The organism is Isoptericola nanjingensis (assembly GCF_050311635.1).
In the GTDB taxonomy this organism is placed as follows: Bacteria; Actinomycetota; Actinomycetes; order Actinomycetales; family Cellulomonadaceae; genus Isoptericola; species Isoptericola nanjingensis.
In genome coordinates, this window is sequence record NZ_JBNOZL010000005.1 from 33836 (window position 1) to 58259 (window position 24424).

The window sequence follows — 24424 nt, forward strand, 5'->3', positions numbered from 1 at the left end:
GGGCCCGAGACGAGGACATGACGAGCACGAAGAGGACGACGACATGGTGACCGCTGCCGCTGACGCCCCCGCACGCACGACGCGGGTCAGCTCCCGCGCGCGCAAGGACGCCGTGCTGCTGGGCGCGGTCGACCTGGCGCGCGAGGCCGCGCAGGAGGGCGCGACGTCGCCGTCGGACGTCGGCGAGCACCTGGGCACGGTCGCCGAGGGCGAGCGCCTCATGTCGCACCGGTTCGCCGCGACCATGCCGGGCTACCGGGGCTGGCACTGGACGGTGACGCTGGCGCGCGTGCCGCGCGGCAAGGTCGCCACCGTGTGCGAGGTGGAGCTGCTGCCCGGCGACGACGCCCTGCTCGCCCCGGCCTGGCTCCCGTGGTCGGAGCGGCTGCGCCCGGGCGACGTCGGCCCCGGCGACACGCTGCCGTTCAAGGCCGACGACCCGCGCCTCGAGCCCGGCTGGAAGGCCACCGGCGACGAGGAGCTCGACTCCGTCGCGATCGACGAGCTCGCCCTCGCGCGCGAGCGCGTGCTGTCCCCGCAGGGTCGCGACGAGGCCGCCGAGCGCTGGTACCGCGGATCGCGCGGCCCGACGGCGCCGGGTGCGGTCGCCTCGCCGGCGGAGTGCACGACGTGCGGCTTCCTCGTGCCGCTGCAGGGCCCGCTCGGCCAGCTCTTCGGCGTCTGCGCCAACGCGTGGTCGCCCGACGACGGCAAGGTCGTGTCGCTGGACCACGGCTGCGGCGCGCACTCGGAGACCGACGCCCCGCACCCGCCGAGCGACTGGCCGGCCGACGCGCCGCTCATCGACGAGCTCCGGGTGGAGGCCGTGACGGTCGGGCGGCGCACGCCCCGGGCGTCCGCCGCCGGCGAGGCCGAGGGCGCGGACGAGACCGCCGGCACGACCGACGCCGCGGAGGCGGACGCCGCTCCCGAGCGCCCCGACGCCGAGTGACGGGCGACGTCTTCGGGACCGTCGCGCTGCGGCACGCGGTCACGGAGGCGTGGCTCGGGTCGGGCACGCGCTTCCGGGAGGACGCGAACGCGGAGGAGGACCACGCGCGGGGCTACTACCGCGACCGCGTGGTGACCGAGCTCGCGCAGAACGCCGCGGACGCGGCCGCGCGGGAGGGTCTCCCCGGGCGGCTGCTGCTGCGCCTCACCGAGCTCGCCGACGACCCGCGGGGCGTCGCCGTCCTCGCCGCCGCCAACACCGGCGCCCCGCTGACTGCGGACGGCGTCGCGTCGCTCGCGTCGCTGCGCGCGTCGGCGAAGTCGGCCCCGTCGGTCGAGCCCGCCCAGGCCCCGACGGTGACCTCCGCAGAGGTGGGCCGCTTCGGCGTCGGCTTCGCGGCGGTGCGCGCGGTCTCCGACGAGGCCACGGTGCGCTCCACCTCCGGCGGGGTGCGGTTCTCCCTGGTGGCGACGCGCGAGCTGCTCGACGACGTCGCCCCGCAGGGCTCGGCCCTGCGCGACGCCGTCGCCGGGCGCGGCGAGGACCTGCCGGTGCTGCGCCTGCCGTTCCCGGCGCCGGCCCTGGGCGACGCGCCCGACGGGGCCGACGACGAGTGGGGTGGGTTCGCCACCGTCGTCGAGCTGGTGCTGCGCGACGACGCCGCGGTCGCGTCCGTGCGCGCCCAGCTCGACGCCGTCGACGACGCGCTGCTGCTGGCGCTGCCCGCCCTCGCCTCGGTCACCGTCGAGTGCTGTGAGCGGGCGGTTGGCCCCGATTCGGGCCCGGAACAGGGCCAGACGCCCGCTCACAGCGACGGCGGGGACGGGGCGACGACGTCGCGGGTGCTTGCCGACGTCGACGACCGGTGGGAGGTGCTGCGCCGGTCGGGAGAGGTGCCCGACGACGAGACGGCGGACCTGCCGCTCGAGCAGCGGCGCCCGCGCTGGTCCGTCGCGTGGGCGGTGCGACGGGACGACGCCGGCACGTTCGGTGACGGCGTGGAGGCGGACGACGGCGCCGTGCTGCACGCGCCCACCCCGACGGACGTGCCGCTCACGTTCCCGGCGCTGCTGGTCGCGTCGTTCCCGGTGGACCCGGGACGCCGTCGCGTGCTCCCGGGGCCGTTGACCGACCGCCTCACGGCCGAGGCCGGGCGCGCGTACGCCGACCTGCTGGCCGGCCTGGCGCCCGAGCGGGGCGCGGACGTGCTCGACCTCGTGCCCGGCGGGATGCCGGCCGGCGACCTCGACGCCGCCGTCCGCGACGCCGCCCTCGACGCGCTGCGGTCGGCGCCCCTGCTCCCGGCGCCCCCCGACACGACGTCGCCCACCGAGGAGACGGGGCCCGTCGCGGCCCGGGTCGCCCCCGCCGACGCGACGGTGCTCGTGGGTGCGGCGGGCGACGACCCGCGGCTCGTCGGCGTGCTGGCCGGCGTCGTGCCCGGACTGGTGGCGCTCACGACCTCGCAGCAGGGCGTCGCGCGGCGGCTGGGCGCGACGCCCACGACGCTCGCCGACGTCGTCGCCGACCTGCCCGGCGGCCTGCGCGCCGCGCGCTGGTACGCACTGTGCGACGCGCTCGAGCCGTACGCCGCCGACCCGGGGGTGCTGGAGGCGCTGGCCGGCGCGCGGGTGCCGCTCGCGGACGGGCGGACGGCGTCCGGGGTGCGCGGCACGGTCGTGCTGCCGGAGGACGACGACGACCCCGCGCTCGCCGCCGTCGCCCGGACGCTCGGCGTGCGCGTCGTGCACCCGGACGCGGCGCACCCGCTGCTGGTCCGGGCGGGCGCGTCGTCCACCAGCCCGCGCGCGCTCCTGGACGACCCGGGGGTGCGGGCGCTCGCGCTGGCGGCGTCGGAGGCGCTGCTCGACGGCGCGGACGAGGTGCCGGAGACCGGCGCGGTGGCGGCCCCCACTCTCGTCGGGCCGGTGGACGAGGGGCCGCGCGAGGTGGTGCAGAACGTGCTCGCGCTCGCGCGTCTGGCGCACGCGGGCGGCGGGCACGACTTCCCGTTCTGGCTCGGCGAGCTGCCGGTGCCGACGGAGGACGGCTGGCGCCCCGCGCGCGAGGCGGTGCTGCCCGGCTCGTGGGCGGCCGCGGCGATGCCGGGGCTCGCGCCCGTCACGCGCGCCGCCGTCGCGTACTACCCCGCGCCGCTGCTCGTCGCGCTGGGGGTGCGGGCCGACGTCGACACCTACCGGGTGGCCGACGTGCTCACGCCCGACCCCGCGGACCCCGAGCCCGAGCACGGTCCCGACGACCCGGCCGGCTGGCTGTCCGGCTGGGAGGACTACCTGCGGTTCCTCGCCGACCGTGTCGGCCCCGGGGTCGACGTCGGGGACGTGGAGGCGGTCGCGGACCTCGACGCGGTGGGCGACCCCGACGACGACCCGGGCGACGACCCTGACGGCACGGACGAGGGCGACCCGTGGGGGCCGGTGCTCGCCGCGCTCGTCGCGGACCCGGACGCGCGCCGCGCGCTCGTCACCCCCGTGGCCGGGACGCCGTCGTACACGGCGTGGTGGCTGCGCGACCGGCTCGGCGGGCCGTTCGCGGCGCACGACGGCGTGCCGCTGCTGCCGCCCGCGCCGCCCGCCGTCGCGGCGCTCGACCCCGAGGCCCGGCGCGCGCTGGGCGTGGTCGACGGGCTCGACCGGCTCGACCCGCTGGACTGGCCGGCCGCGCTGGACCGGCTGCCCGACGTCGGCACCTCCGTGCCGCTGTCCACCGCGCTCGGCGTGTGGCGCGGCCTCGCGGGCCTCGCGGTGCGGCTCGCGCCCTCCGCCCGCGCGGCCGCCCTCGACCCGCTGCCCGACCGGCTGCCCACGCTCGACGCGAGCGACGTCGTCGTGCGCCGGGCCGACGACGTCGAGGTGGCCGGCACGGCGCGCTGGGCCGTGCTGGGCGCGGTGCTGCCCGTGCCCGAGGCGGAGGTCGCGGCCGTCGCCGACCTGCTCGACCTGCCGGTCGTGGGGGAGGACGGGCTGCCCGCCCCCGACGGGCCGGGCCGCGAGCGGGAGCTCGACGAGCGCGTCGCCGCCCTGGACCCGCGGCTGCCCGCGGTGTGGTTCGAGCACGGCCGGCTGTCCGTGGCCGGCAGCCCCGTGCCGTGGTGGGTGGACGCCGAGGGGCGCGCGCACGCCACCGACCGGGCCGGGCTCGCCGCCGCGCTCGCCGACGTCCTCGGCCGGCCGGACCGCTGCGCGCTGCTGGCGACCGTGCTCGCCGCGCCGGAGCGTGCCGCAGAGCTGTGGGTCACGACCGCCTGGGGCTGAGGCTCCTCGTCAGTCCTCGCCGCGGTACTCGCCGCGGTGCCTGCGCTCCCACAGCAGGCCGGCGCCACCGAGGAGGATGCCGGCCACGCAGGTGATCACGGCCTCCTCCGTCGCGTTCCCGAGGGCGTACACGACCACCGTCGCGACGAGCGCGACCGCCCACAGGCCGATGCCGCCGAGCAGCACGCGCCGCAGGTCCACGCGCAGCGGCGGCGGACCGGGACGGCGCTCCTCGGGATGGGTGAGCAGGCGGACGAGCGAGGGCACCCGCCCATCCTATGTCTCGGCCGCCAGGACCGTGGCCCGCGGCGGCAGTCGTCCGGGGCACCCCGACCATGACGCGACGGAGAGGTTGAAGTGCGGGTGAAACCGCAGGTCAACGGGTGAAAACGGCGTCGGGTGAAAGGCGGGGTGAAAGGCCGCCGGAAGGCTCTCCGAAAGCCCCGCGACGCTCCTACCTTGGTGACGCCACCGCACACGGGTGCGGTGCTCGACCCGGGAGAGGAGGCCACCGTGATCACCGTCTCGGACATCGGCCAGCCGCTCCGGTCGCGCACCGCCGCGCTGCGGGCCGCGCGCCTCAAGGAGGTGCGGGACTCGTTCCGCGCCGGGTCGTGGCAGACCTCCTACCGCCGCCGCCTGGTGCGCACGGACGTCGTCGTGGTGGTCGCCGCGGCCGTGACCGCGGCCGTCGTGCGGGGCGTCGTGGTGCACGACCACATCACTCCGTGGGTGCTCGGCGACCAGCTGCTGTCCGTCGTCGTGCTGGTGACCGCCTGGCTCGGCAGCCTGTGGGCCGCACGTGCCTACGACGTGCGTGTGTTCGCGTCCGGGCCGGCCGAGTACCAGCGCGTGTTCGACGCGTCGTGGCGGCTCGTGGCCCCGCTCGCGCTGCTCGCGCTGCTGCTCGCCCGCCCCGGCATCTCCTTGTTCCTGCTCGTCGCGGTACCCACCGGTGTCGTCGCGCTCCTGCTCGGGCGGTGGCTGTGCCGCGAGTGGCTGCACCGGCGGCGGCGCGAGGGCGGCTGCGTCACCCTCGTCCTCGCGGTGGGGCTGCGGGACCAGGTCGAGCGGCTCGTGCACGAGCTCAACGACCGCCCTTCCGGCTATCGGATCGTCGGGGTGTGCGTGCCGACGTCCGACGACATCCGGCCGGGCGAGGAGATCCTCGGCGTCCCCGTCCTCGGGGACCTGCGCACCGCGGGCACGATGGCGGCCCAGGTGGGCGCCGACTGCGTGGCGGTCAGCGGGTCCGACGCGATCACCGCGGACGTCGTGCGGCGCCTCGGGTGGGAGCTCGAGCCCGTCGGCGTGGACCTCATGCTCACCGCCGAGCTGGCCGACGTCGCGGGGCCGCGCATCACCGTCACCCCCGAGCAGTCGGTGTCCCTGCTGCACGTCGACGCCCCGCGCTTCACCGGGCCGCGGTACGTGCTCAAGTCGGTCGTGGACTGGACGGGGGCCGCGCTCATCACGCTGCTCCTGCTGCCCCTGATGGCGGTGGTCGCCCTCGCCGTGCGGGTCACGAGCCGCGGGCCCGTGCTGTTCCGCCAGGACCGGGTGGGACGCGACGGCCACACCTTCGAGATGCTGAAGTTCCGCAGCATGCGGCAGGGCGCGGACCGCGAGCACACCGTGCTGAGCGGGCCCAGCGACGGCGACGGCGTCCTCTTCAAGCTGCACGACGACCCCCGCGTCACCGCCGTCGGGCGGGTGCTGCGCCGGTTGTCGCTCGACGAGCTGCCGCAGCTGTTCAACGTGCTCGCCGGGCAGATGTCGCTCGTCGGACCGCGGCCGCCGCTGCCCGACGAGGTGTCGAGGTACGAGACCCGCGTGCGCCGGCGGCTGCGCGTCAAGCCCGGCCTGACCGGGCTGTGGCAGGTGGGCGGGCGGTCCGACCTGTCGTGGGAGGAAGGCGTGCGGCTCGACGTCTTCTACGCGGAGAACTGGACCGTCTTCGGCGACCTGCTCATCCTTGCCCGGACCGCGAAAGCCGTGGTCACCGGGCGGGGGGCGTACTGACAGGGCGTCGCCTCGCCCCGAGTCGCCGATGTGAAATCCGCGTCACCACGCGGTTTCCGTGCAGGAGTCCTTCACAGGATCTGGCACGATTCTGCCCATGGCGAACCAGACCACCGCGCCGCCGCAGGGCGAGCTGAGCGCGATCGACCGCTTCTTCAAGATCACCGAGCGAGGCTCCACCATCGGCGCGGAGATCCGCGGCGGTCTGGTGACGTTCTTCGCGATGAGCTACATCATCGTGCTCAACCCGCTGATCATCGGCACGGTGCCCGACGGCACCGGGCAGGTGCTGGGCGGCGGCACCGAGGCCACGCCGGAGTCGCTCGGCATGGTCGCCGCGGCCACGGCGCTGATCGCCGGAGTCGCGACGCTCCTCATGGGCGTCTTCGCGAACTACCCGCTCGGCCTGGCCGCCGGCCTCGGCCTCAACGCCGTCGTCGCCTACTCGATCGCCAGCATCGAGAACGTCACCTGGGCCGACGCCATGGGCCTCGTGGTGATCGAGGGCATCATCATCCTGATCCTCGTGCTCACCGGGTTCCGCGAGGCCGTGTTCAACGCCGTGCCCGTGGAGCTCAAGACGGCGATCAGCGTCGGCATCGGCATGTTCATCGCGCTGGTCGGCCTCGTCAACGCCGGCTTCGTCGTGCCCGGCGAGGGCACGATCGTCGCACTCGGCAACCTCGGCACGTGGCCGATGCTCGTGTTCATCGTCGGCCTCGTGCTCACCATCGTCCTGTTCGTGCGCAAGGTGCGCGGCGCCATGCTGGTCGCGATCGTCACGGCGACGGCGCTCGCCGTCGTACTGGAGAACACGCTCCACATCGGTGCCAAGAGCGCGGAGAACCCGGACGGCTTCAACCTCAACGCGCCCACGTTCTCGGGCGTGGTCACGACGCCGGACCTCGGCCTGATCGGTCAGTTCTCCCTGCTGGGCTCGTTCCAGAACATCGCGGCCGTGTCCGTGGTCCTCATCGTCTTCTCGCTGCTCATCGCGGACTTCTTCGACACGATGGGCACCATGGTGGCCGTCGGCGCCGAGGGCAAGCTGCTCGACAAGGACGGCAACCCGCCGCGCACGCGCGCCATCCTCGTGGCCGACTCGCTCGCCGCCGTCCTGGGCGGCGTCGGCAGCACGTCGTCCAACACCGCGTACGTGGAGTCGACGACGGGCGTCGGCGCCGGCGCGCGCACGGGCTTCGCCGCCGTCGTCACCGGCGTCCTGTTCCTGCTCGCGACGTTCCTGTCGCCCGTCGTCGCGCTGGTGCCCTACGAGGCCGCCGCGCCCGCCCTCGTCTTCGTGGGCTACCTGATGATGGCGCAGGTCGCGGGCATCTCGTGGCGCAACGTCGAGATCGCCATCCCGGCGTTCCTCACGATCATCATCATGCCGTTCACGTACTCCATCGCCGACGGCATCGGCGCCGGCTTCATCGCCTTCGTCATCATCAAGCTCGCTCTCGGCAAGGTGCGCCAGATCCACGCGCTCATGTGGGTCGCCGCGGCCATGTTCCTGGTGTACTTCACGCTCGAGCCGATCCAGACCGCACTCGGCCTCGGCGGCTGACGACAGCGGCCCCGCACGGCCCCGGGCCGGTCCTCGCGACCGGTCCGGGGCCGTCGTCGCGCGTGGGTGAAATGTTCCGCGGCTTCTGCCCGGTTGCGGCGGATTTCCGCGGTGGAACGTGACCGATCCGTGGTCATCCGGTGCGGTGTCCGGGGAGGCCCCCGCTACGATTGCCCCGGCCGTCGGGCAGGGTCTCGACGGTGCCCGGGAAGCCTTCTCCGACGAGGAGCGCGCCCGCCCCCGACCGAGGACTGAACGCATGCCCGCACGAGCCGACCGCCGGTGGTCCTTGGCGACCGCCCGCAAGGCCCTGTGGCACCTGCGCCACGGCGGCCCGGCCCAGCTGCGGGCGTTCCTGCGGCGTCGCCGGGCGATGGGGGAGCAGCGGTCGGGCGCCGGCCGGATGACGAGCGACGGCCTCACCTTCGACCCGTGGCCGATGCCGCGGCGCGAACCGGCCCGTGCGCTGCGCGCCGGCGTGATCCTGGACGACTTCTCCCGCCTCGCGCTCGGCTACGAGTGGGAGCAGGTGCTCCTCAAGCCGTCGTCGTGGCGCGAGCAGCTGGACGGGCTGGACCTGATCTTCGTCGAGTCCGCGTGGCGCGGCAACGGCGGTGAGTGGCAGTACCACCTCACCGGAACGTCGGCGCCGCGGCCCGCGCTGGTGGAGATGCTCGACGCCGCCCGTGAGCGGGGCGTCCCGACGGTCTTCTGGAACAAGGAGGACCCGGTCCACTTCGAGGACTTCGTGGACACGGCGGCCCTTTTCGACCGCGTGTACACGACCGACGCGGGGCGCCTCGACGCCTACCGCGGGCGGCTGGGCCACGACCGCGTGGGCGTGCTCGAGTTCGGCGCGCAACCCGCGATCCACAACCCCGTGCGCACCCAAGGCGACGGCCCGGGGCGTGACGTCGCGTTCGCCGGCACCTGGTTCGCCCACAAGTACCCGGAGCGCCGGGAGCAGGCGGAAATGCTGCTGGGCGGCGCGCTGGACGTGTCGCCGCGCATGGAGACCGGGCTCGAGATCTTTTCGCGGTTCCGCGGCCAGGGGGACCAGTACGAGTTCCCGGAGCCGTTCGCGTCGCGCGTCGTCGGCTCTCTCGACTACGCGCAGATGCTTACCGCGTACCGCGACTACAGCGCCTTCCTCAACGTGAACTCGGTGGTTGACTCGCCGAGCATGTGCGCGCGGCGGATCTTCGAGATCACGGCGTGCGGCACGCCCGTCGTGACGGCGCCCAGCGCCGCGACGGGGGAGTTCTTCCCCGCGGACGAGGTCTTCGCCGTGACGACGCGCGCCGAGGCCGCGGACACGGTGCGCGCGCTCGTGCGTTCGCCCGAGCTGCGCGACCGCGCCGTCCACCTCGGGCAGCGCCGCATCTGGCGCGAGCACACCTACGGCTCGCGCGTGCAGCGCGTCCTGCACGACGTCGGCCTGGCGCCGTCGGCGGAGGTGGCGCGGCCGAGCGTCACCGCGCTCGTGTCCACGAACCGCCCGCACCGGCTCGACGACGTCCTGCGCACGGTCGGCGCGCAGGAGGGCGTGCGGGTGCAGCTCGCGCTGCTGACGCACGGTTTCGAGGTGGACGAGGCGGACCTGCGCGTGCGCGCGAAGGAGGCCGGGGTCGAGGACGTCGTGCTGCTGCGGGCGAGCACCGACGTGCCGCTCGGCGGCTGCTTGAACTTGCTGCTCGACGCCGCGGACGGAGTTGTCGTCGCCAAGCTGGACGACGACGACCTGTACGGCCCGCAATACCTCTCCGACCAGCTGTACGCGCTGGACTACAGCGGTGCTGACGTCGTGGGCAAGCAGGCGCACTACATGTACCTCGAGGGCCACGACGCCACCGTGCTGCGCTTCGCGGAGCGGGAGCACCGGTTCACAGACTTCGTCATGGGCCCTACGATCGTCGCGCGACGTCCGGTTGCCGCAGGCGTCCGTTTCGGCGACATACCGCGCGGGGAAGACACGACCTTCCTGCATAGGGCCATGGACGAGGGTGCGCGGATCTACTCCGCGGACCGGTTCAACTTCGTCCAGGTGCGCTCCGGCGAGGGCCGCCACACCTGGACCGTCACCGACGCCGAGCTGCTCGCGAGCGGCTCGGTCGCCTTCTACGGGCGTGCCGACCGGCACGTCCTCGTCTGAACAGGGAAGTCGATGGAGATCAACACCGTCGGCGTGATCGGGCTGGGCTACATCGGCCTCCCGACCGCGGCGATCCTCGCGTCGAAGGGGGTCAAGGTCGTCGGCGTGGACGTGAAGCCGTCCACCGTCGAGGCAGTCAACCGCGGTGAGGTCCCGTTCGTCGAGCCGGACCTGGCGAGGGAGGTCGCCGGTGCGGTGCAGCAGGGCACCCTGCGGGCGACGGACACGCCCGAGCCGGCGGACGCCTTCATCGTGGCGGTGCCGACCCCGTTCCAGGGCGACCACGAGCCCGACCTCTCGTGCATCGAGGAGGCGGCCAAGGCCCTCGCCCCGCAGCTGCGCGGCGGCGAGCTCCTCGTCCTTGAGTCGACCTCGCCCCCCGGGGCCACCCGCGCGATGGCCGAGTGGGTGCTTGAGGCGCGCCCCGACCTCTCTCTGGACGGCGCGGACGGTCGCCCACAGATCCATGTGGCCCACTGCCCCGAGCGCGTGCTGCCGGGGCGCGTGATGATCGAGCTGGTCACCAACGACCGCATCGTCGGCGGACTCACGTCCGAGGCGGCGCGGCTGGCGAAGGACCTGTACGCCGTCTTCTGCCAGGGGAAGATCCTGCTCACCGACGCCGTGACCGCCGAGATGGCGAAGCTGGTCGAGAACTCGTACCGCGACGTTAACATCGCCTTCGCGAACGAGCTGTCCCTCATCGCCGACAAGGTCGGTGTGGACGTCTGGGAGCTCATCCGGCTGGCCAACCATCACCCGCGGGTGAACATCCTGCAGCCCGGCCCCGGTGTCGGGGGGCACTGTATCGCCGTCGACCCGTGGTTCCTCGTCGATGCCGCGCCCGAGCAGGCGCGCCTCGTCCGCACCGCGCGGGAGGTCAACGACAGCAAGCCGCAGTGGGTCGTCGACAAGGCCGTCGCCGCCGTCGAGGGAATCGAAGCGCCGACCATCGCGGCTCTGGGACTGGCGTTCAAGGCAGATATCGACGACCTGCGCGAGTCACCGGCGCGACGCATCGTCGCCGAGCTCGCGGACCGGCTGCCACAGGCACAGATCCTCGCCGTCGAGCCGCACGTCCGAGAACTTCCCGAAGACCTCGCAGGCCGGGGCAACGTCGTCTTGAAGGACCTCGACCAGATCTGGGGCGCAGACGTGACGATCGTGCTCGTCGACCATTCCGACTTCCGGACGGCTCTCGCCGGGGATGCGATCCGTCGGACCTCGGTGATCGACACCCGGGGGGTGCTCGCATGAACGCCCCTGGTACGGGTCCGGCGGGGGGAGTCTCGCGGCACTTCCGGGGTCTTGTCGCCGCGGTCGTCGCGGCCGGCGTGCTCACCTCGATCGCCCTCGGTCTCGCGGGGGTCGGCAACGCACTGCTCCAGGTGTCGACGGCCGTGGGTGTCGTCGCGATCCTGGCACTGGGCGCCCGCGACGAGAAGCGCGCCGCGATGCGCGACGCGCGTGCGCGCGCTCTGATGCGGGACAACACGAGCGCGATCCGCCACCTGACGGAGATGACGCGCGCCGCGGACGCGAAGATCGCCGAGGCGATCGGCGACATGCGTCGAGAGCAGGCCGATGCCCACGCGCGGCAGGCCGACGCCGTCGCACAAGTCGCTGCGGACGTCGATCGCGTCGCGGGCCTGGTCGGCAGGCTGGACGCGGTCCACGAGCTCGAGCGTCTTCGCGAGGCGCAGGCACGGAACGGAGCGCGGGCCCGGCTGCTCGCCGAGAGCCTTCGTTCCCACGGGAGGACCAGGGGATGACACCAGTCACTGAGCTTGATGTCCTGCAGATCGGCGAGTTCCGGTTCGCGGGTGGGTCCGGGCGACGGCTGGCGGAGGAGGTCGAAGCCCTCAGCGACCTCGGACTCCGGGTGGGCCTGATGGCCCTCAACACCTCGCGCTTCAAGCGAGGGACGCCGTGGCACCGGCGGATCCTTGAGGTGCTGAAGCGCCCGAACGTCTTCGTCGTCGAGCCCACGGCGACGGTCGCCACGGACCTGACGGTGCTCAGGCACCCCGCGCTCCTGGCGGAGGCCTTGCCCCAGAGCCGGCGCATCCGCACCGACAGAGCGCTCGTGGTCGCGAACCAGAGCCGGGTGATCGACGGGATCGACTACGACGCCACGCAGGTGCACGAGGCGTTGACGGCGTGGCTCGGGATTCCCCCGACGTGGATGCCTATCGACGGCCACGTCCGCGACGAGCTGCTGCTGTCTCGCATCGACCGTCGAGCGACCTCGGACGCGGACTGGATCCAGCTGCCGTGGCGGGAGGAGCCGGAGTCCGTCCTCGCGTACGAGGCGGAAGGGCTGAGCATCTTCTGCCCCGAGGTGCTGGCCGACCAGGTGCGGGCCTCGATGGACGCGCACGGTCCCCTCCAGGCCGACGGCGGCGACGTCCGCCTGTGGGTCGGGGACGGGGCCGCGGACGCGAGCTCGACGTGGCGCGCGGCGCTCGGGGCGGCTCACGCGGGATTCCGGGTGATCCTCCCGGCACGAGCCGTCGACGAGATCGGCTGGACGGGTCCCACGTACTCGCACCGCGGCATCGCCGAGGCCGTGGCGGACGTGGTCTCCGGCGTCGCCCCGTCGCCCGTCGGGCGTGCCTTGCACGACGCCTACGCCCGGGATCTCGTCCACTACCTCTACGGGTTCGGGTCCCTGCGGGACGCCGGCCGTCCGAGCCCCCGGGCCGCGACGCGCGGGCAGCGGGCGAGGCCCGTCGTCCTCTTCGTGACGAGCAACGGGGCCGGCATGGGACACCTCACCCGGGAGCTGGGTATCGCGAGGGCGCTCGCGCCGTTCGCGGATCCCGTGTTCGTCTCCTTGTCGCAGGGCGTGCCGGTGGTGCGCACGTTCGGGTTCCCCTACGAGTACGTGCCCTTCACGAGTGCGTTGCACGCACCCGCCGACCAGTGGAACAGGTATTTTCGCGAGCGTCTCAAGCGCGCGATCGAGACCTATGACGCCGCCTGCGTGGTGTTCGACGGGGTCTGGCCCTACGGAGGGCTGATCCAGGCGGTCAAGGCCACCGGCGTCCGCTCGGTCTGGGTCCGCCGAGGGATGTGGAAGCCTCACATCTCGCCCGACCAGCTGCGCACGGCGAGCCGGTTCGACCTCGTGATCGAACCCGGCGACTTCGCGGCGTCCATGGATCGTGGAGCGACGACGACCGTGTCGGACGCGCTGAGGGTCGAACCCATCACCGTCGTCTCCTCCGGGGAGCTCCTCGGGCGGGACGAGGCGCGGCAGGCGCTGAACCTTCCTCGGGAGAACAAGCTCGCACTGGTGACGCTGGGCGCGGGCAACATCAACAACATCGTGGACATGCAGGGACTGTTCGTGCGGGCCGTCCAAGGGCTCGGCCCCGAGTGGCGTGCGGTCGTGACGACGCCCCCGATCGCCGACAGCTCGGGGGTCGACGAGGCGATCGAGGTGTCGGCGTTCCCCCTGGCCCGCTATGCGATGGCTTTTGACTTCGCGGTCTCGGCGACCGGCTACAACTCGTACCACGAGTGGCTCATCGCGGGGCTGCCGGCGATCTGGGTGCCCAACCACGACACGATCACCGACGACCAGGACGCGCGCGCAGAGTTCGCCGAGCGGGAGGGCCTGGGCCTGAACGTGCCCGAACCGACCGTCGCCTCGGTGGGCGAGGCTGTCCGGACGATGGGTTCCACGGAGGTCCGACAGAAGATCGGTCAGCGTGCCGAGGACCTGCCGAGAACAAATGGAGCGACGCGCGCGGCTGCGGCGATCGCCGAGCTGCTGGGGGTGCATGCCGGATGACCACGCACGGCGCCACACGACCTGCCCTGGTCGCTGACCTGATCCGGGACATCAGGGCCGACCTGCCGCTGCGGTCTCGTCCGAGGCTCGACGTGGGAAGCACCAAGGGTGTGCGAGCGCACGAGACGACGACGCTCCCGCTCTACCTCGTCCCTGTCTTCGACCTTGCGGACAGCGCGCTGGATCGACTGTTCCGACAGCTCTACGGTGCGCAGGCCGCGTCGGACGGCTTCCGGGTCGTGCTGTTCACCTCGGACGACCTGTTCAAGCGGGCGCGTGCGTACGGCTGGGCCGTCGAGCACGTCATGGACGAGCACAGCTGGATCGGAAGGCGTCGGACGTCCGCCGAGTGGGAGACCTACGCCGTGGCGTCGCTGCGCTGGGCGGTCGGCGAGTACGGCGCTCAGGGGATCCTCCTCCCCGAGGCGGACGGCGACCTCACTGCAGAGCTCGTGCAGGCTCGGTTGCCCACCTCGACGGAACAGCTGGACGAGCGGCGCGGCGCCGGCGAGGCCTACTCGTCGTGGCGGGAGTGGAGCAGCGGCGGAAGCGCCCTGCGATGGGGGTTCTCGCAGGTCAAGGCTCACGAGCGGACGGTGGACATCCACGCGGTCCGAGGGGACGCGCACTCCCAGGTCGTCTTCGTCGGCGCAGGTGAGGACGACGGAATCTCGTCACTGCTGTCGGCAGCTCGTGACAGCGACTGGTCCACCGTGGTCATCTCAGCCACGGACGGGGATGCCGCTGCAGAGCTCGGAGCCAGGACCTGCCTGAGCCTGACGCCTCCTGGGTATGTCCGCGTCGCGGTGGTAGGACCGGGCGTGGCCGACGTCGAGTACCTGGTGGAACTGAACGACTTCCTCGTCCGTGCCGACGGGGACCGGTACGTCGTCGCTCCGTGCCTGGAGCGCGACGCGGACCACGAGGCCCGGTTGGGTGACTGGCAACCGATCGAGGCCGGGGCGTTCGTGGACGCGGTCGACGACTACGTCAGGTGGTGCCGCAGCAGCCAGAACAGCCGGCTGTCCTTCGCGGCGGTCTGACCTCATGGAGAAGCCGACGCCGCCGGGCACGTTCCTGCACGTGGCGGGAGCGCGTCCGAACTTCCCGAAGCTGGCACCGGTGTACGACGCGCTTCGGCGGCGTGGTGCCCCTCAGTTCGTGGTGCACACGGGCCAACACTTCGACGACGCGCTTTCCGGAGTGTTCTTCCGGCAGCTGGGTATGCCCGCTCCGGAGAGGAACCTCGGTGTTTCTGGTGGGTCGGACTCCGAGGTCATCGCACGGATCATGCTGGAGTTCGAGGCGGTCGCAAGGTCGATCGACCCCGTGTGCGTGATCGTGTACGGGGACGTGAACTCGACGATCGCGGCGGCAACGGTCGCGGTCAAGCTCGGAATCCCGGTCGCTCATGTCGAGGCAGGGCTGCGGAGCCGTGACCGGTCCATGCCGGAGGAGATCAACCGCATCGTGACCGACCACTTGGCCTCGGTCCATTTCGCGACCAGCTCGGATGCTGTGGAGAACCTCGCCGCAGAAGGCATCACGGGCGACGGCGTCGAGCTCGTCGGCAACCCGATGATCGACACGTTGCTCCTCTCCATGGAGAGGTTCGACGCGGGAGCCTTGCGCCGTGACCTTCAACTGCCCCACGAGTACGCGACCGTCACGGTCCACCGGCCCGGGAACGTCGATACGGACGAGGACGCCCGCGAGATCGTCGAAGCGGTCCACGGAGTCGCCGACCTGGTCGACGTCGTCCTCCCTGTGCACCCGCGGGGGAGCGCCCGCCTGCGGAGTCAGGGCCTCGAGAAGCACGATCGGGTGCACGTCGTGCCGCCACTTGGATACCTCGAGTTCATGGGGTTGGTACGAGAATCCCGCCTTGTCGTCACCGACTCCGGTGGCGTCCAGGAGGAGACGACCGTCTTCGGTGTCCCGTGCCTGACGCTCCGGCCGAACACCGAGCGCCCGGTGACCATCACGCACGGGAGCAATCAGCTCGTCGGCCGTGAGAACGTGGTTCGCGCGGCGACAAGGGTGCTCGCTGAGGAGCGCGGCGTGAGCGTGCGTCCGCCCTTGTGGGACGGAGCGGCCGGGGAGAGGATCGCGGACTCCATGAACCGGCGTTTTCCGCATCTCTAGATCAACCGTGCTCAGAACTGCTGAGCGTCGCCATCCAAAGCTACTGACATCAGGGGAGAACGTCGATGAAGGTCTCTGCCGTCCGGGACGAGGCGTGGGTCAGGTTCTCGTGCGAGATCGAGGACGGCGACACGCCTGTCGTGACTCCGGGCTCGCTTGCCGCCCATGACGCGCGTGTGCGGCTGCCGTCCGAGGTCCAGGTCCACCCAGACCTCATGGCGCTCGCGGCGATCCTCGTGTTCGCGCCGTGGTCGCGACGCTTCGAGTTCGAGTTCGGGATCAGCGCGCAATTCGCCGACGCTGCTCGAGACGCGGCCGGGTTCGACGTCGGGCCCGTCGACCCCGCCCTGGCACCGAGGTCCCGTCCCGCTGACTCGGTTCCCGGGCTGTGCTACAGCGGGGGAGCCGACTGCACGGCCGCGCTGACGGTCATGCCCGATTCCACGGTGTCGTACTTTCTTGATCGGATCGCCCGGCCGGACGAAAAGTGGCGGGGGCTCTACCGCAAGGAAGCCGCGCACCACGCTTGCGCGCAGCTGACGAGGGCGGGGCGCACGGTGAACATGGTCGAGACGGATCTGGAGTTCGTTCGGTCTCCCGTCGGGTTTCCGCATGATTTCTCCAACGCGGTGCCGGCGGTTCTGAGCGCAGACCGTGACGCCCTGGGGTCGATCGCTTGGGGGGCAATTCTCGAGTCCACCTACCGCGTGGGTTCCCTTCGTTTCCGGGACTATGTCAAGAGCCCGTGGTTCGTGGGAATCGGCCCTCTGTTCGAGGCGGTCGGTCTTCCGGTCTACAACCCTGTCGCCGGTGTCAGCGAAGTGGGTACAGCGATCATCGCAGGCAGGTCGGAGTACGGTTCGTACGCTCAGTCGTGCATGCGCGGGTTCGTGGGCGAGCCTTGCCGTCGGTGCTGGAAGTGTGCCCGCAAGATCCTTCTCGAGTCCGCCCTCTCAGGGGAATGGCCGGATGCGCAAGAGATCAACGCCATGGCGGTGGGCGCGGACACGCCAAAGCTCTTCCTCAAGGAGCCGCTCAAGCACGAGGGTGTCGTCGCGTTCTTCGCGAGGCGCTACCCGACGGACGGTGACAGTGAGTTCATGCGCTTGCTGAACGAGCGTGTGTCGGGCTACTCGGTGGAGTGGCTGAACCATTGGTACGTGCCGTCGATGGACAACGTCCCGTCGGACCTGCGGGAGTTCTCGACCGCCCGCATCAACGAGTATCTCGAGCCGATGTCGGTCGACGAGATGGAGGACTTCCGGTCCTGGGACATGCGGCCCATGCTGGCTACCGACCGACGCAAGAGCGCCACGGCAGCGTTCTCGGAGTACCTGAACGGCCTTCTCCTGGAGGCCAAGGGGGCGTCCTTGTCGGCGGGGTGACGTGCGTTGCGGCCGCCCTGGTGCCGTGACAGGGCGGGCCGCGCGTCCCTATTTCGCCTGGTTGCGCTCGATGAGCGCGTCGATGTCACGCCACGCGGTGAGGTCTCGTCCTGTCAGCTCCTGGACGAACCGGATGTCGCGCTCGTACAGGTGGGCGAGCGCGATGATCTCCTGCGTGGAGACCGGGCGTGCCCGGCGGATCGCGTCGATGCCGGGATGGTGGTTGTACCGTCGCGCCACCATCGGTGATTCCCAGAACTCGGGGTAGTCGCGGGCGCCGACCGCGTCGAGCGCGGAGCCCAAGTACTTTCGTGGCGACTCCTCCAGGTCGTCGAAGATCAGCGTGTGGAGGGCCTCTTCGCCGAGAGCGTCGCTCCATTGACGATAGTGACGCTCGTAGAATCCGATGTCGACGATGCCGAGCGCGGGATTGGCCCTGAAGATGCCTTCCTCGACCTTTGCGCGACCGTTCGCGACATAGTGCCAGAAGGCGGAGACCGCGCGCGTCACCGGGTCCCGGAGCGAGAGGAGGATGTGCACGTCGCGTCCGAGGGCCTCCTTGATGACGCGAGGCGTGCTGGGCCTGGGGACGCCGAATCCGCTCTCCGTCGTCTGCCAGAAGTACGTAGGAGTTCGTTCCCCACGCCACGGTGACGTCCGGATGTCACGGAAGTGGGCGCTGTAGCCTTCGAGGGCGGCCTTGTCGCTCAGGGCGTCAGGACGACTGAAGAAGTTCGACGCCTTGCCCGGGGCCATCTCGATGTCCTGATGGCGTGCAAGCTGCTTGTAGAGCCACAGGGTGCCCGCGCGGTGGGCACCCGCGATGATGAGGTTGGGCATCGGCGAAGAGCCTTCGTCGCGTGCGGGAGCGGTGCGAACGGCGCTCGTGCTGCGGCAAGCGGCGGGCGTGTGCTCCGCAGCGGGTGTCCGTGGTGCGATGTGCCGTTCGACGGTCTCGCTGATGTACCCGTAGACGTTGTCGGAGTAGTGGAACGGCGCCGGTCCCCACCGGTGGGCGCTGCCCGCGCGGACCTCGTGCTCGCCGAGCGTGACGACATGAGCGTCGAGGGACGTCTGTGCGGCCTGGACGTAGTGGGGGTACAGGGCGTTGGCATCGGCGGCGGAGAGCCCGAAGCTGTCGGGTGCCGGTGTGCCGGTGTCGTCGATCGAGGCCCAGGGGATGTCCAGGAGGACGACCGCGGCGTCCGGCAGGTGCTGGCGGATGAGGTTCCCGACGGAGGCGATGCCCTGCGACCAGTACTGGAAGTGCAGGTCGCCGCCGAAGGGCAGGTGCTGGGAACCTGCGGGGAGGTCCTTCTCCACTCCCGTGGAGACGAGCTCGACGGACCGTGTGATCACGGAGCCGTCAGGCAGGACGTACGCACCCAGCCGCTCGTCGACGAGGTCGACGAGGACGAGGTCGGTCTGGCCCGACAGCTGCGGCACGATGGCCTGGAGACTCGACTCGAAGTCCCCGGAGAGCATGCGCTGCTGGAACGCGGACTCGAGCTTCGGCGGGTCGATGAGGGTGACCGGACGGGTGTAGGCGCTGAGCGCCGACTGCCGCGCGACGTACTGCACCAGCTCGAACCTGTCGGTGTCGAAGTGCTCGAACGCGTCTCTCGAGACGCACGAGCCGTAGATGAAGACTCGGCTCTTGGTCATCTTGGGCTCCCTCCCTTCCAGTCACCCGGCCGAGGACCACCGCAGACCAGGTGGAGGACGGCCGAGACGGAGCGGGCGGCGCTACGGCCGTCTCCGTAAGGATTGATTGCTTGGGCCATCGCGTCGTACGTGGCCTGGTGGGTGAGGAGCGTCGTCACCTCGTCGACGATGCGCTCCTCGTCCGTACCGACGAGCTTGACCGTCCCCGCGTCGACGGCTTCCGGGCGTTCGGTGTCCTGCCTCATGACGAGGACGGGCTTGCCAAGACTGGGCGCTTCTTCCTGGACGCCTCCCGAGTCCGTCAGCACCACTCTCGCGAGTGAGAGCAGGCGGGTGAACTCGCCGTACGCGAGGGGCTCGGTCACGGTGACGTTGTTCAGGCCCTGGAGGTGCGGCAGCACGGCCTCGCGGACGACGGGGTTGCGGTGCGCGGGCATGACCACCTGGGCGTCCGGGAAGATCGTCGCCAGGCGCGCCAGCGCCCGCCCGACGCCCTCCATGGCACCCCAGTTCTCGCGACGGTGGGTGGTCACGAGGATGACCTGACGCCCGGAGTCCGCGAGGCTCTCCAGACCGGGGTCGGTGAAGGGGGTCTTCTTCTCGGCCGTCATCAGGAGAGCGTCGATCACGGTGTTGCCGGTGACGCTGATGGTCTCGGGGTCGACCCCCTCGCGGAGGAGGTTGTCCCTACTGCTCATGGTCGGCGCCAGGTGCAGGGAGGCGATCCGCGAGGTGATCTTGCGGTTCGCCTCCTCGGGGAACGGGGACAAGATGTTCCCCGACCGGAGCCCGGCTTCCACGTGCACCACGGGGATCCCGCGGTGGAACGCGGCGAGGGCCGCGGCGATCGAGGTCGACGTGTCACCCTGCACGACGACGGCGGCGGGCTGTTCCGCCACCAGCACGGGGTCGAGCCTCTCGAGCACCCGCGCGACGATCATCGACAGGGACGCACCGTGCTCGAAGATGTCGAGGTCGTGGTCGGGGCCGATCTCGAAGGTCCTGTTGACCTGGTCCAGCATCTCGCGGTGCTGGCCGGTGACCACGGTCACGGAGTCGAGCATCTCGCTGGCCTCGAGGGCCTTGATGACCGGGGCCACCTTGATGGCCTCGGGTCGGGTGCCGTACACCGTCATGATGCGTGGGCGCCTGCTAGCCACTATGTCCTGTCTCCTCGGTTGCGAGGCCGTGGCGTCGATCGGGGCCTCACGTGACGGGAAGTGTATCGACGGGACGACTGTGCTTCCTCCACCCGCACGGTGGTCTGCTCACGTTCCGAGAAGGCGGTCTCGATGATCTGCTTGGCCTCGTCCGGCTTGTCCTTGGCGATGGCCCAGGCCCACTTGCGGTAGCGCAGCGCGACGTCCTCGGCGGGGCCGTCGAGGACGAGCCGGCCGTGGTTGAGCCAGAGGGCCCGGGTGCAGCTCTCCTCGATGGTCTGCGCGGCGTGCGAGACGAGGAACACGGTGCCCGCGCTCTGGCGCAGCCCCTGCATGCGGGCCTCGCTGCGCTCCTTGAACGCGGCATCGCCGGTCGCGAGCGCCTCGTCGATGAGCAGGATGTGCGGGTTGGACGCGGTCGCGATGGCGAACCGCAGGCGGGCGCCCATGCCGGAGGAGTAGGTCTTCATCGGCAGGTAGATCGACTTGCCCAGGCCGGCGAGCTCCTTGACCTCGGGGACCGCCGCCTCCGCCTGCGCCGGCGTGAGCCCCATGGCGAGGCAGCCCAGCCGGATGTTCTCCTCGCCCGACAGGTCCGGGACCAGGGCGGCGTTCACGCCGATGAGGACCGGCGTGCTCTCCGCGAGCACGCGCCCCTTCGCGGGGTTCTCGAGCCCCGCGATGATGCGGAGCAAGGTGCTCTTGCCCGAGCCGTTCTGCCCGACCAGGCCGATCTGTTCACCGGATCGGGCGACGAACGAGATGCCCGACAGGGCGCGCACCAGCACCTTGGGGTCGTTGCCGAGCACGGTCCGGGCCGCCTTGACGATCGGGTTGGCCCGACGGCGGCGCTCGGCGGCGTCGGTGGACGGCACGCGGTAGCGGACGCTGACGTCCTGCACGGCTACCGTCGCGTGGGCGAAAGGGTCGGCGAGGTCAGACACGGCCATACGACTCCTCCGCGCGCCAGAAGACGAGGAAGCCGACGACGAGCGTCCCGATCGCCCAGCCGCCCAGTCCGAGCCAGGTCGACAGGCTCGGCACGGCCCCGTAGAGGAGGGTGTCACGAGCGGCGTCGAGGACCATGTACATCGGGTTGGCCTCCATGATCCCGACGATCCACGGGTAGTCCTTGAACCGGTCGATCGAGAAGAACACCGCCGACCCGTACAGCCAGAACCGCATCAGCACGCTGATGAGCTGGTTGAGGTCGGGCAGTGCGGACGCCGCCCGGGCCAGGAGAAGTGCCAGCCCCGTGGTGAAGACGACCTGCAGCACGAGAACGGCGGGGAACAGCGCGGCGGCCGCGGTCCAGTGCTCCTGCTCCGGCAGCACCAGGAGCAGCACGAACATTGCCGCAAGCGTCGGGGCCAGGTTCAAGACGCCGCGGAGCACCACGGAGATCGGCAACGACGCCCGCGGAAAGGTGAAGGCCCGGATGAGGTTGCGCCCGCTCGCGATGGACTTCGCGCCGCCGGTCACGGACTGGGTCGTGAACTGGAAGAGGAAGACGCCGATGATGAGGTAGCCGAGAAAGTTGTCGATCCCCTTGCTGGAGTTCAGCACCTTCCCGAAGATCAGGTAGTACGCCAGCCCGTTGAGCATGGGGTTGATGACCAGCCACGCCTGCCCGAGCAGCGTCTCGCGCGTGCCGCTGGTGACCTTGGCGCGCGCCTCGGCCCAGAGGAAGTGCCGACGCTTCCACAGCTGCGCGAGGTAGGTGCGGATCGGGGGACGGGCGCCGACCTGCGAGAGCCGGCCGGTGGAGACGACCTCGAGGGTGGAGGCGTGCTTGCCGAACAGGTCGGCGTACAGGTCAGCCGGGCGCGCGCCAGCGCCCTGCCGAACATCACCCTCGTACGTCATCGCCCCGCATCCTAGAGTGAGCGCGGGCATCCCTGGACGCCCTGTCATCCCACGGATGCCTCGATGAAGGACAGCGAACGTGCAGATCTCGGTGATCGGCCTGGGCTATCTCGGCGCGGTGCACGCGGCGAGCCTGGCCCACCTCGGGCACGACGTCGTGGGGGTCGACGTCGACGCCGAACGGGTTGACGCGCTGGCCGCGGGCAAGGCCCCGTTCTTCGAGCCGGGGCTGGACGACCTGTTGTCGCAGGTCATGGGCACGGGCCGGCTGACCGTCTCGACCGACATGGCCGCGGCCGCCGGGTCGCAGGTGCACTTCGTGTGCGTCGGGACGCCGCAGCGGAAGGACGGCCCTGCGGCGGACCTCGCCTTCGTCGACGCCGCGGTCGGTGAGCTGGTCGAACACCTCGGGACGGGTGAGATCGTGGTGGGCAAGTCCACCGTCCCCGTGGGCACCGCGCAGCGACTCGCGGGCGTCGTCGCGGCGGCGCAGCCCGGGGCGGTGCTCGCCTGGAACCCGGAGTTCCTGCGCGAGGGTTTCGCCGTCCAGGACACCCTGCGGCCCGACCGCCTCGTCTACGGCGTGCCCGACGGCGCGGCGGGGGAGCGGGCCGTGGCCGCGCTCGACGCCGTCTTCGCCGGACCGCTCGCCGCGGGCGTGCCACGCATCGTCACGGACTACCCGACGGCCGAGCTGGTGAAGGTGGCTGCCAACTCGTTCCTCGCCACCAAGATCTCCTTCATCAACGCCATGGCAGAGCTGTGCGAGGTGGCGGGCGGTGACGTCGCGCGCCTCGCGGACGCGATCGGCCACGACGTGCGCATCGGGCGGCGCTTCCTCAACGCCGGCCTCGGCTTCGGCGGGGGCTGTCTGCCCAAGGACATCCGTGCGTTCCGTGCCCGCGCCGACGAGCTCGGTGCGGGCGACGCGGTCGCCTTCCTGGGCGAGGTGGACGCCATCAACGTGCGGCGCCGCACCCGCATGGTCGACCTGGCGTCCGAGGTGCTGGGCGGGATGGTCGACGGCGCGGAGGTCACGGTGCTCGGCGCCGCGTTCAAGCCCGACAGCGACGACGTCCGCGACTCGCCCGCCCTCGACGTCGCGACCCGCCTGTCCGAGCTGGGCGCGGTCGTCACGGTCCACGACCCGCAGGCCATCGACAACGCCCGCGCCAAGCAGCCGCACCTCCACTACGAGCGTGACCTGGAGGCCGCGCTCGCGGGCGCGGACGCCGTCCTCCTGCTCACGGAGTGGAAGCAGTACCGCAACCTCGACCCGGAGCGGGTGGGGACGCTCGTCGCGCAGCGCACGATCCTCGACGGACGGAACGCCCTGGACCGCGCCGCGTGGACCGGCAGCGGCTGGCAGTATCGTGCTCTCGGCCGGCGCTGAGCCGGTCGTCCCTCCACGGATGGGTTCAGATCTCATGCGCGTTCTGGTCACCGGCGGCGCCGGGTTCATCGGGGCGAACTTCGTCCAGCAGACGGTGTCGGAGCGTCCGGACGCCGTGGTGACGGTGCTGGACGCGTTGACGTACGCCGGGGACCGGTCGTCGTTGGACCCGGTCGCGGACCGGGTGAGCTTCGTGCAGGGGTCGATCACCGACGCGGAGCTGGTGGACGGCCTGGTCGCGGACGCGGACGTCGTCGTGCACTTCGCCGCGGAGTCGCACAACGACAACTCGCTGACGGACCCGTCGCCGTTCGTGCAGACCAACGTGGTGGGCACGTTCACCCTGCTGGAGGCGGTGCGCCGCCACGGGGTGCGGTACCACCACATCTCGACGGACGAGGTGTACGGCGACCTGCCGCTGAAGGGCGACGAGAAGTTCACGCCGGCGACGCCGTACAACCCTTCGAGCCCGTACTCGTCGACGAAGGCCGGCTCCGACCTGCTGGTGCGCGCCTGGGTGCGCTCGTTCGGCATCGAGGCGACGATCTCGAACTGCTCGAACAACTACGGCCCGTACCAGCACGTGGAGAAGTTCATCCCGCGGCAGGTCACCAACCTCATCGACGGGATCCGGCCCCGCCTGTACGGGGCGGGGCTGAACGTGCGCGACTGGATCCACGTCCACGACCACAACACCGCCGTGTGGGCGATCATCGACCGCGGCCGCGTCGGGGAGACGTACCTCATCGGCGCCGACGGCGAGACGAACAACCTCGAGGTGGTCCGCACCCTGAACGAGCTGTTCGGGCGCGACGCGGACGACTTCGACCACGTCGCCGACCGGCCCGGGCACGACCTGCGCTACGCCATCGACGCCACGAAGCTGCGCACCGAGCTCGGCTGGACCCCGCAGTTCACCGACTTCCGCTCCGGCCTGGCCGCGACGGTCGCCTGGTACCGGGCGAACGAGGCCTGGTGGCGCCCCGCCAAGGCGGCCGTGGAGGCGAAGTACGCCCGCAGCGGCCAGTAGGAGCCGCGCGGCG

Annotated in this window: 18 protein-coding genes; 13 read left to right on the forward strand and 5 right to left on the reverse strand. The window is 71.6% G+C overall.

The features are described 5' to 3' along the window. Nucleotides 1–43: 43 nt before the first annotated feature. The gene (locus ACQP6G_RS10810; RefSeq protein WP_429764327.1) at nucleotides 44–952 is read left to right on the forward strand and encodes a DUF3027 domain-containing protein; all 909 of its coding nucleotides are present in this window, start codon (nucleotides 44–46) and stop codon (nucleotides 950–952) included. Then, nucleotides 949–4227: a sacsin N-terminal ATP-binding-like domain-containing protein gene (locus tag ACQP6G_RS10815; protein ID WP_429764328.1), complete on the forward strand. Its 3279-nt coding sequence runs from the start codon at nucleotides 949–951 to the stop codon at nucleotides 4225–4227. The genes ACQP6G_RS10810 and ACQP6G_RS10815 overlap by 4 nt, the downstream gene beginning before the upstream one ends. Nucleotides 4228–4236: 9 nt before the next feature. Here the strand turns inward: ACQP6G_RS10815 and ACQP6G_RS10820 are convergent, their stop codons facing one another. Further along, nucleotides 4237–4494, reverse strand: coding sequence for a DUF2530 domain-containing protein (locus tag ACQP6G_RS10820; RefSeq protein WP_429764329.1), 258 nt, complete (start codon nucleotides 4492–4494; stop codon nucleotides 4237–4239). Nucleotides 4495–4740: 246 nt separating this feature from the next. Here ACQP6G_RS10820 and ACQP6G_RS10825 point away from each other — a divergent pair, with 246 nt between their 5' ends. From ACQP6G_RS10825 to ACQP6G_RS10865, 9 genes are all read left to right on the forward strand, one after another. Next, nucleotides 4741–6249, forward strand: coding sequence for a sugar transferase (locus ACQP6G_RS10825; protein WP_429764330.1), 1509 nt, complete (start codon nucleotides 4741–4743; stop codon nucleotides 6247–6249). 97 nt (nucleotides 6250–6346) lie between these two features. Next, nucleotides 6347–7816: an NCS2 family permease gene (locus tag ACQP6G_RS10830; protein ID WP_429764331.1), complete on the forward strand. Its 1470-nt coding sequence runs from the start codon at nucleotides 6347–6349 to the stop codon at nucleotides 7814–7816. Between the two features lie 259 nt (nucleotides 7817–8075). Further along, nucleotides 8076–9968, forward strand: coding sequence for a glycosyltransferase family protein (locus tag ACQP6G_RS10835; protein WP_429764332.1), 1893 nt, complete (start codon nucleotides 8076–8078; stop codon nucleotides 9966–9968). 12 nt (nucleotides 9969–9980) lie between these two features. Further along, nucleotides 9981–11225 carry a UDP-N-acetyl-D-mannosamine dehydrogenase gene (wecC, locus tag ACQP6G_RS10840; protein ID WP_429764333.1) on the forward strand — a complete coding sequence of 415 codons (1245 nt, stop codon included), beginning with the start codon at nucleotides 9981–9983 and terminating at the stop codon, nucleotides 11223–11225. A gap of 77 nt (nucleotides 11226–11302) precedes the next feature. Then, nucleotides 11303–11740, forward strand: coding sequence for a hypothetical protein (locus ACQP6G_RS10845; protein ID WP_429764334.1), 438 nt, complete (start codon nucleotides 11303–11305; stop codon nucleotides 11738–11740). Next, nucleotides 11737–13767, forward strand: coding sequence for a hypothetical protein (locus ACQP6G_RS10850; protein ID WP_429764335.1), 2031 nt, complete (start codon nucleotides 11737–11739; stop codon nucleotides 13765–13767). Before ACQP6G_RS10845 ends, ACQP6G_RS10850 begins: the two co-directional genes overlap by 4 nt. A gap of 92 nt (nucleotides 13768–13859) precedes the next feature. After that, nucleotides 13860–14810: a hypothetical protein gene (locus tag ACQP6G_RS10855; RefSeq protein ID WP_429764336.1), complete on the forward strand. Its 951-nt coding sequence runs from the start codon at nucleotides 13860–13862 to the stop codon at nucleotides 14808–14810. A 4-nt stretch (nucleotides 14811–14814) separates the two neighbouring features. Continuing rightward, nucleotides 14815–15912: a non-hydrolyzing UDP-N-acetylglucosamine 2-epimerase gene (wecB, locus tag ACQP6G_RS10860; RefSeq protein ID WP_429764337.1), complete on the forward strand. Its 1098-nt coding sequence runs from the start codon at nucleotides 14815–14817 to the stop codon at nucleotides 15910–15912. Between the two features lie 65 nt (nucleotides 15913–15977). Further along, the gene (locus ACQP6G_RS10865) at nucleotides 15978–17297 is read left to right on the forward strand and encodes a DUF6395 domain-containing protein (protein ID WP_429764338.1); all 1320 of its coding nucleotides are present in this window, start codon (nucleotides 15978–15980) and stop codon (nucleotides 17295–17297) included. Nucleotides 17298–17345: 48 nt separating this feature from the next. Here ACQP6G_RS10865 and ACQP6G_RS10870 read toward each other — a convergent pair whose 3' ends face one another. From ACQP6G_RS10870 to ACQP6G_RS10885, 4 genes are read right to left on the reverse strand one after another with little or no spacing between them, the layout of a single operon-like run. Further along, the gene (locus tag ACQP6G_RS10870; protein ID WP_429764339.1) at nucleotides 17346–18962 is read right to left on the reverse strand and encodes a DUF6270 domain-containing protein; all 1617 of its coding nucleotides are present in this window, start codon (nucleotides 18960–18962) and stop codon (nucleotides 17346–17348) included. Continuing rightward, the gene (gene wecB, locus ACQP6G_RS10875) at nucleotides 18959–20098 is read right to left on the reverse strand and encodes a non-hydrolyzing UDP-N-acetylglucosamine 2-epimerase (RefSeq protein WP_429764340.1); all 1140 of its coding nucleotides are present in this window, start codon (nucleotides 20096–20098) and stop codon (nucleotides 18959–18961) included. Before wecB (ACQP6G_RS10875) ends, ACQP6G_RS10870 begins: the two co-directional genes overlap by 4 nt. Before the next feature lie 23 nt (nucleotides 20099–20121). Further along, nucleotides 20122–21072, reverse strand: a complete 951-nt coding sequence (locus ACQP6G_RS10880) for an ABC transporter ATP-binding protein (RefSeq protein ID WP_429764341.1) — start codon at nucleotides 21070–21072, stop codon at nucleotides 20122–20124. Beyond that, nucleotides 21059–21988: an ABC transporter permease gene (locus ACQP6G_RS10885; RefSeq protein WP_429764342.1), complete on the reverse strand. Its 930-nt coding sequence runs from the start codon at nucleotides 21986–21988 to the stop codon at nucleotides 21059–21061. Before ACQP6G_RS10885 ends, ACQP6G_RS10880 begins: the two co-directional genes overlap by 14 nt. A 79-nt stretch (nucleotides 21989–22067) precedes the next feature. On the opposite strand from ACQP6G_RS10885, the gene ACQP6G_RS10890 reads away from it, so the two are divergent. Together ACQP6G_RS10890 and rfbB are read left to right on the forward strand one after the other, a co-directional pair. Beyond that, on the forward strand, nucleotides 22068–23381 hold the full coding sequence (locus ACQP6G_RS10890) for a UDP-glucose dehydrogenase family protein (RefSeq protein WP_429764343.1): 1314 nt from the start codon (nucleotides 22068–22070) through the stop codon (nucleotides 23379–23381). 34 nt (nucleotides 23382–23415) lie between these two features. After that, nucleotides 23416–24411 carry a dTDP-glucose 4,6-dehydratase gene (gene rfbB, locus ACQP6G_RS10895; protein WP_429764344.1) on the forward strand — a complete coding sequence of 332 codons (996 nt, stop codon included), beginning with the start codon at nucleotides 23416–23418 and terminating at the stop codon, nucleotides 24409–24411. The last annotated feature ends 13 nt before the right edge of the window (nucleotides 24412–24424 follow it).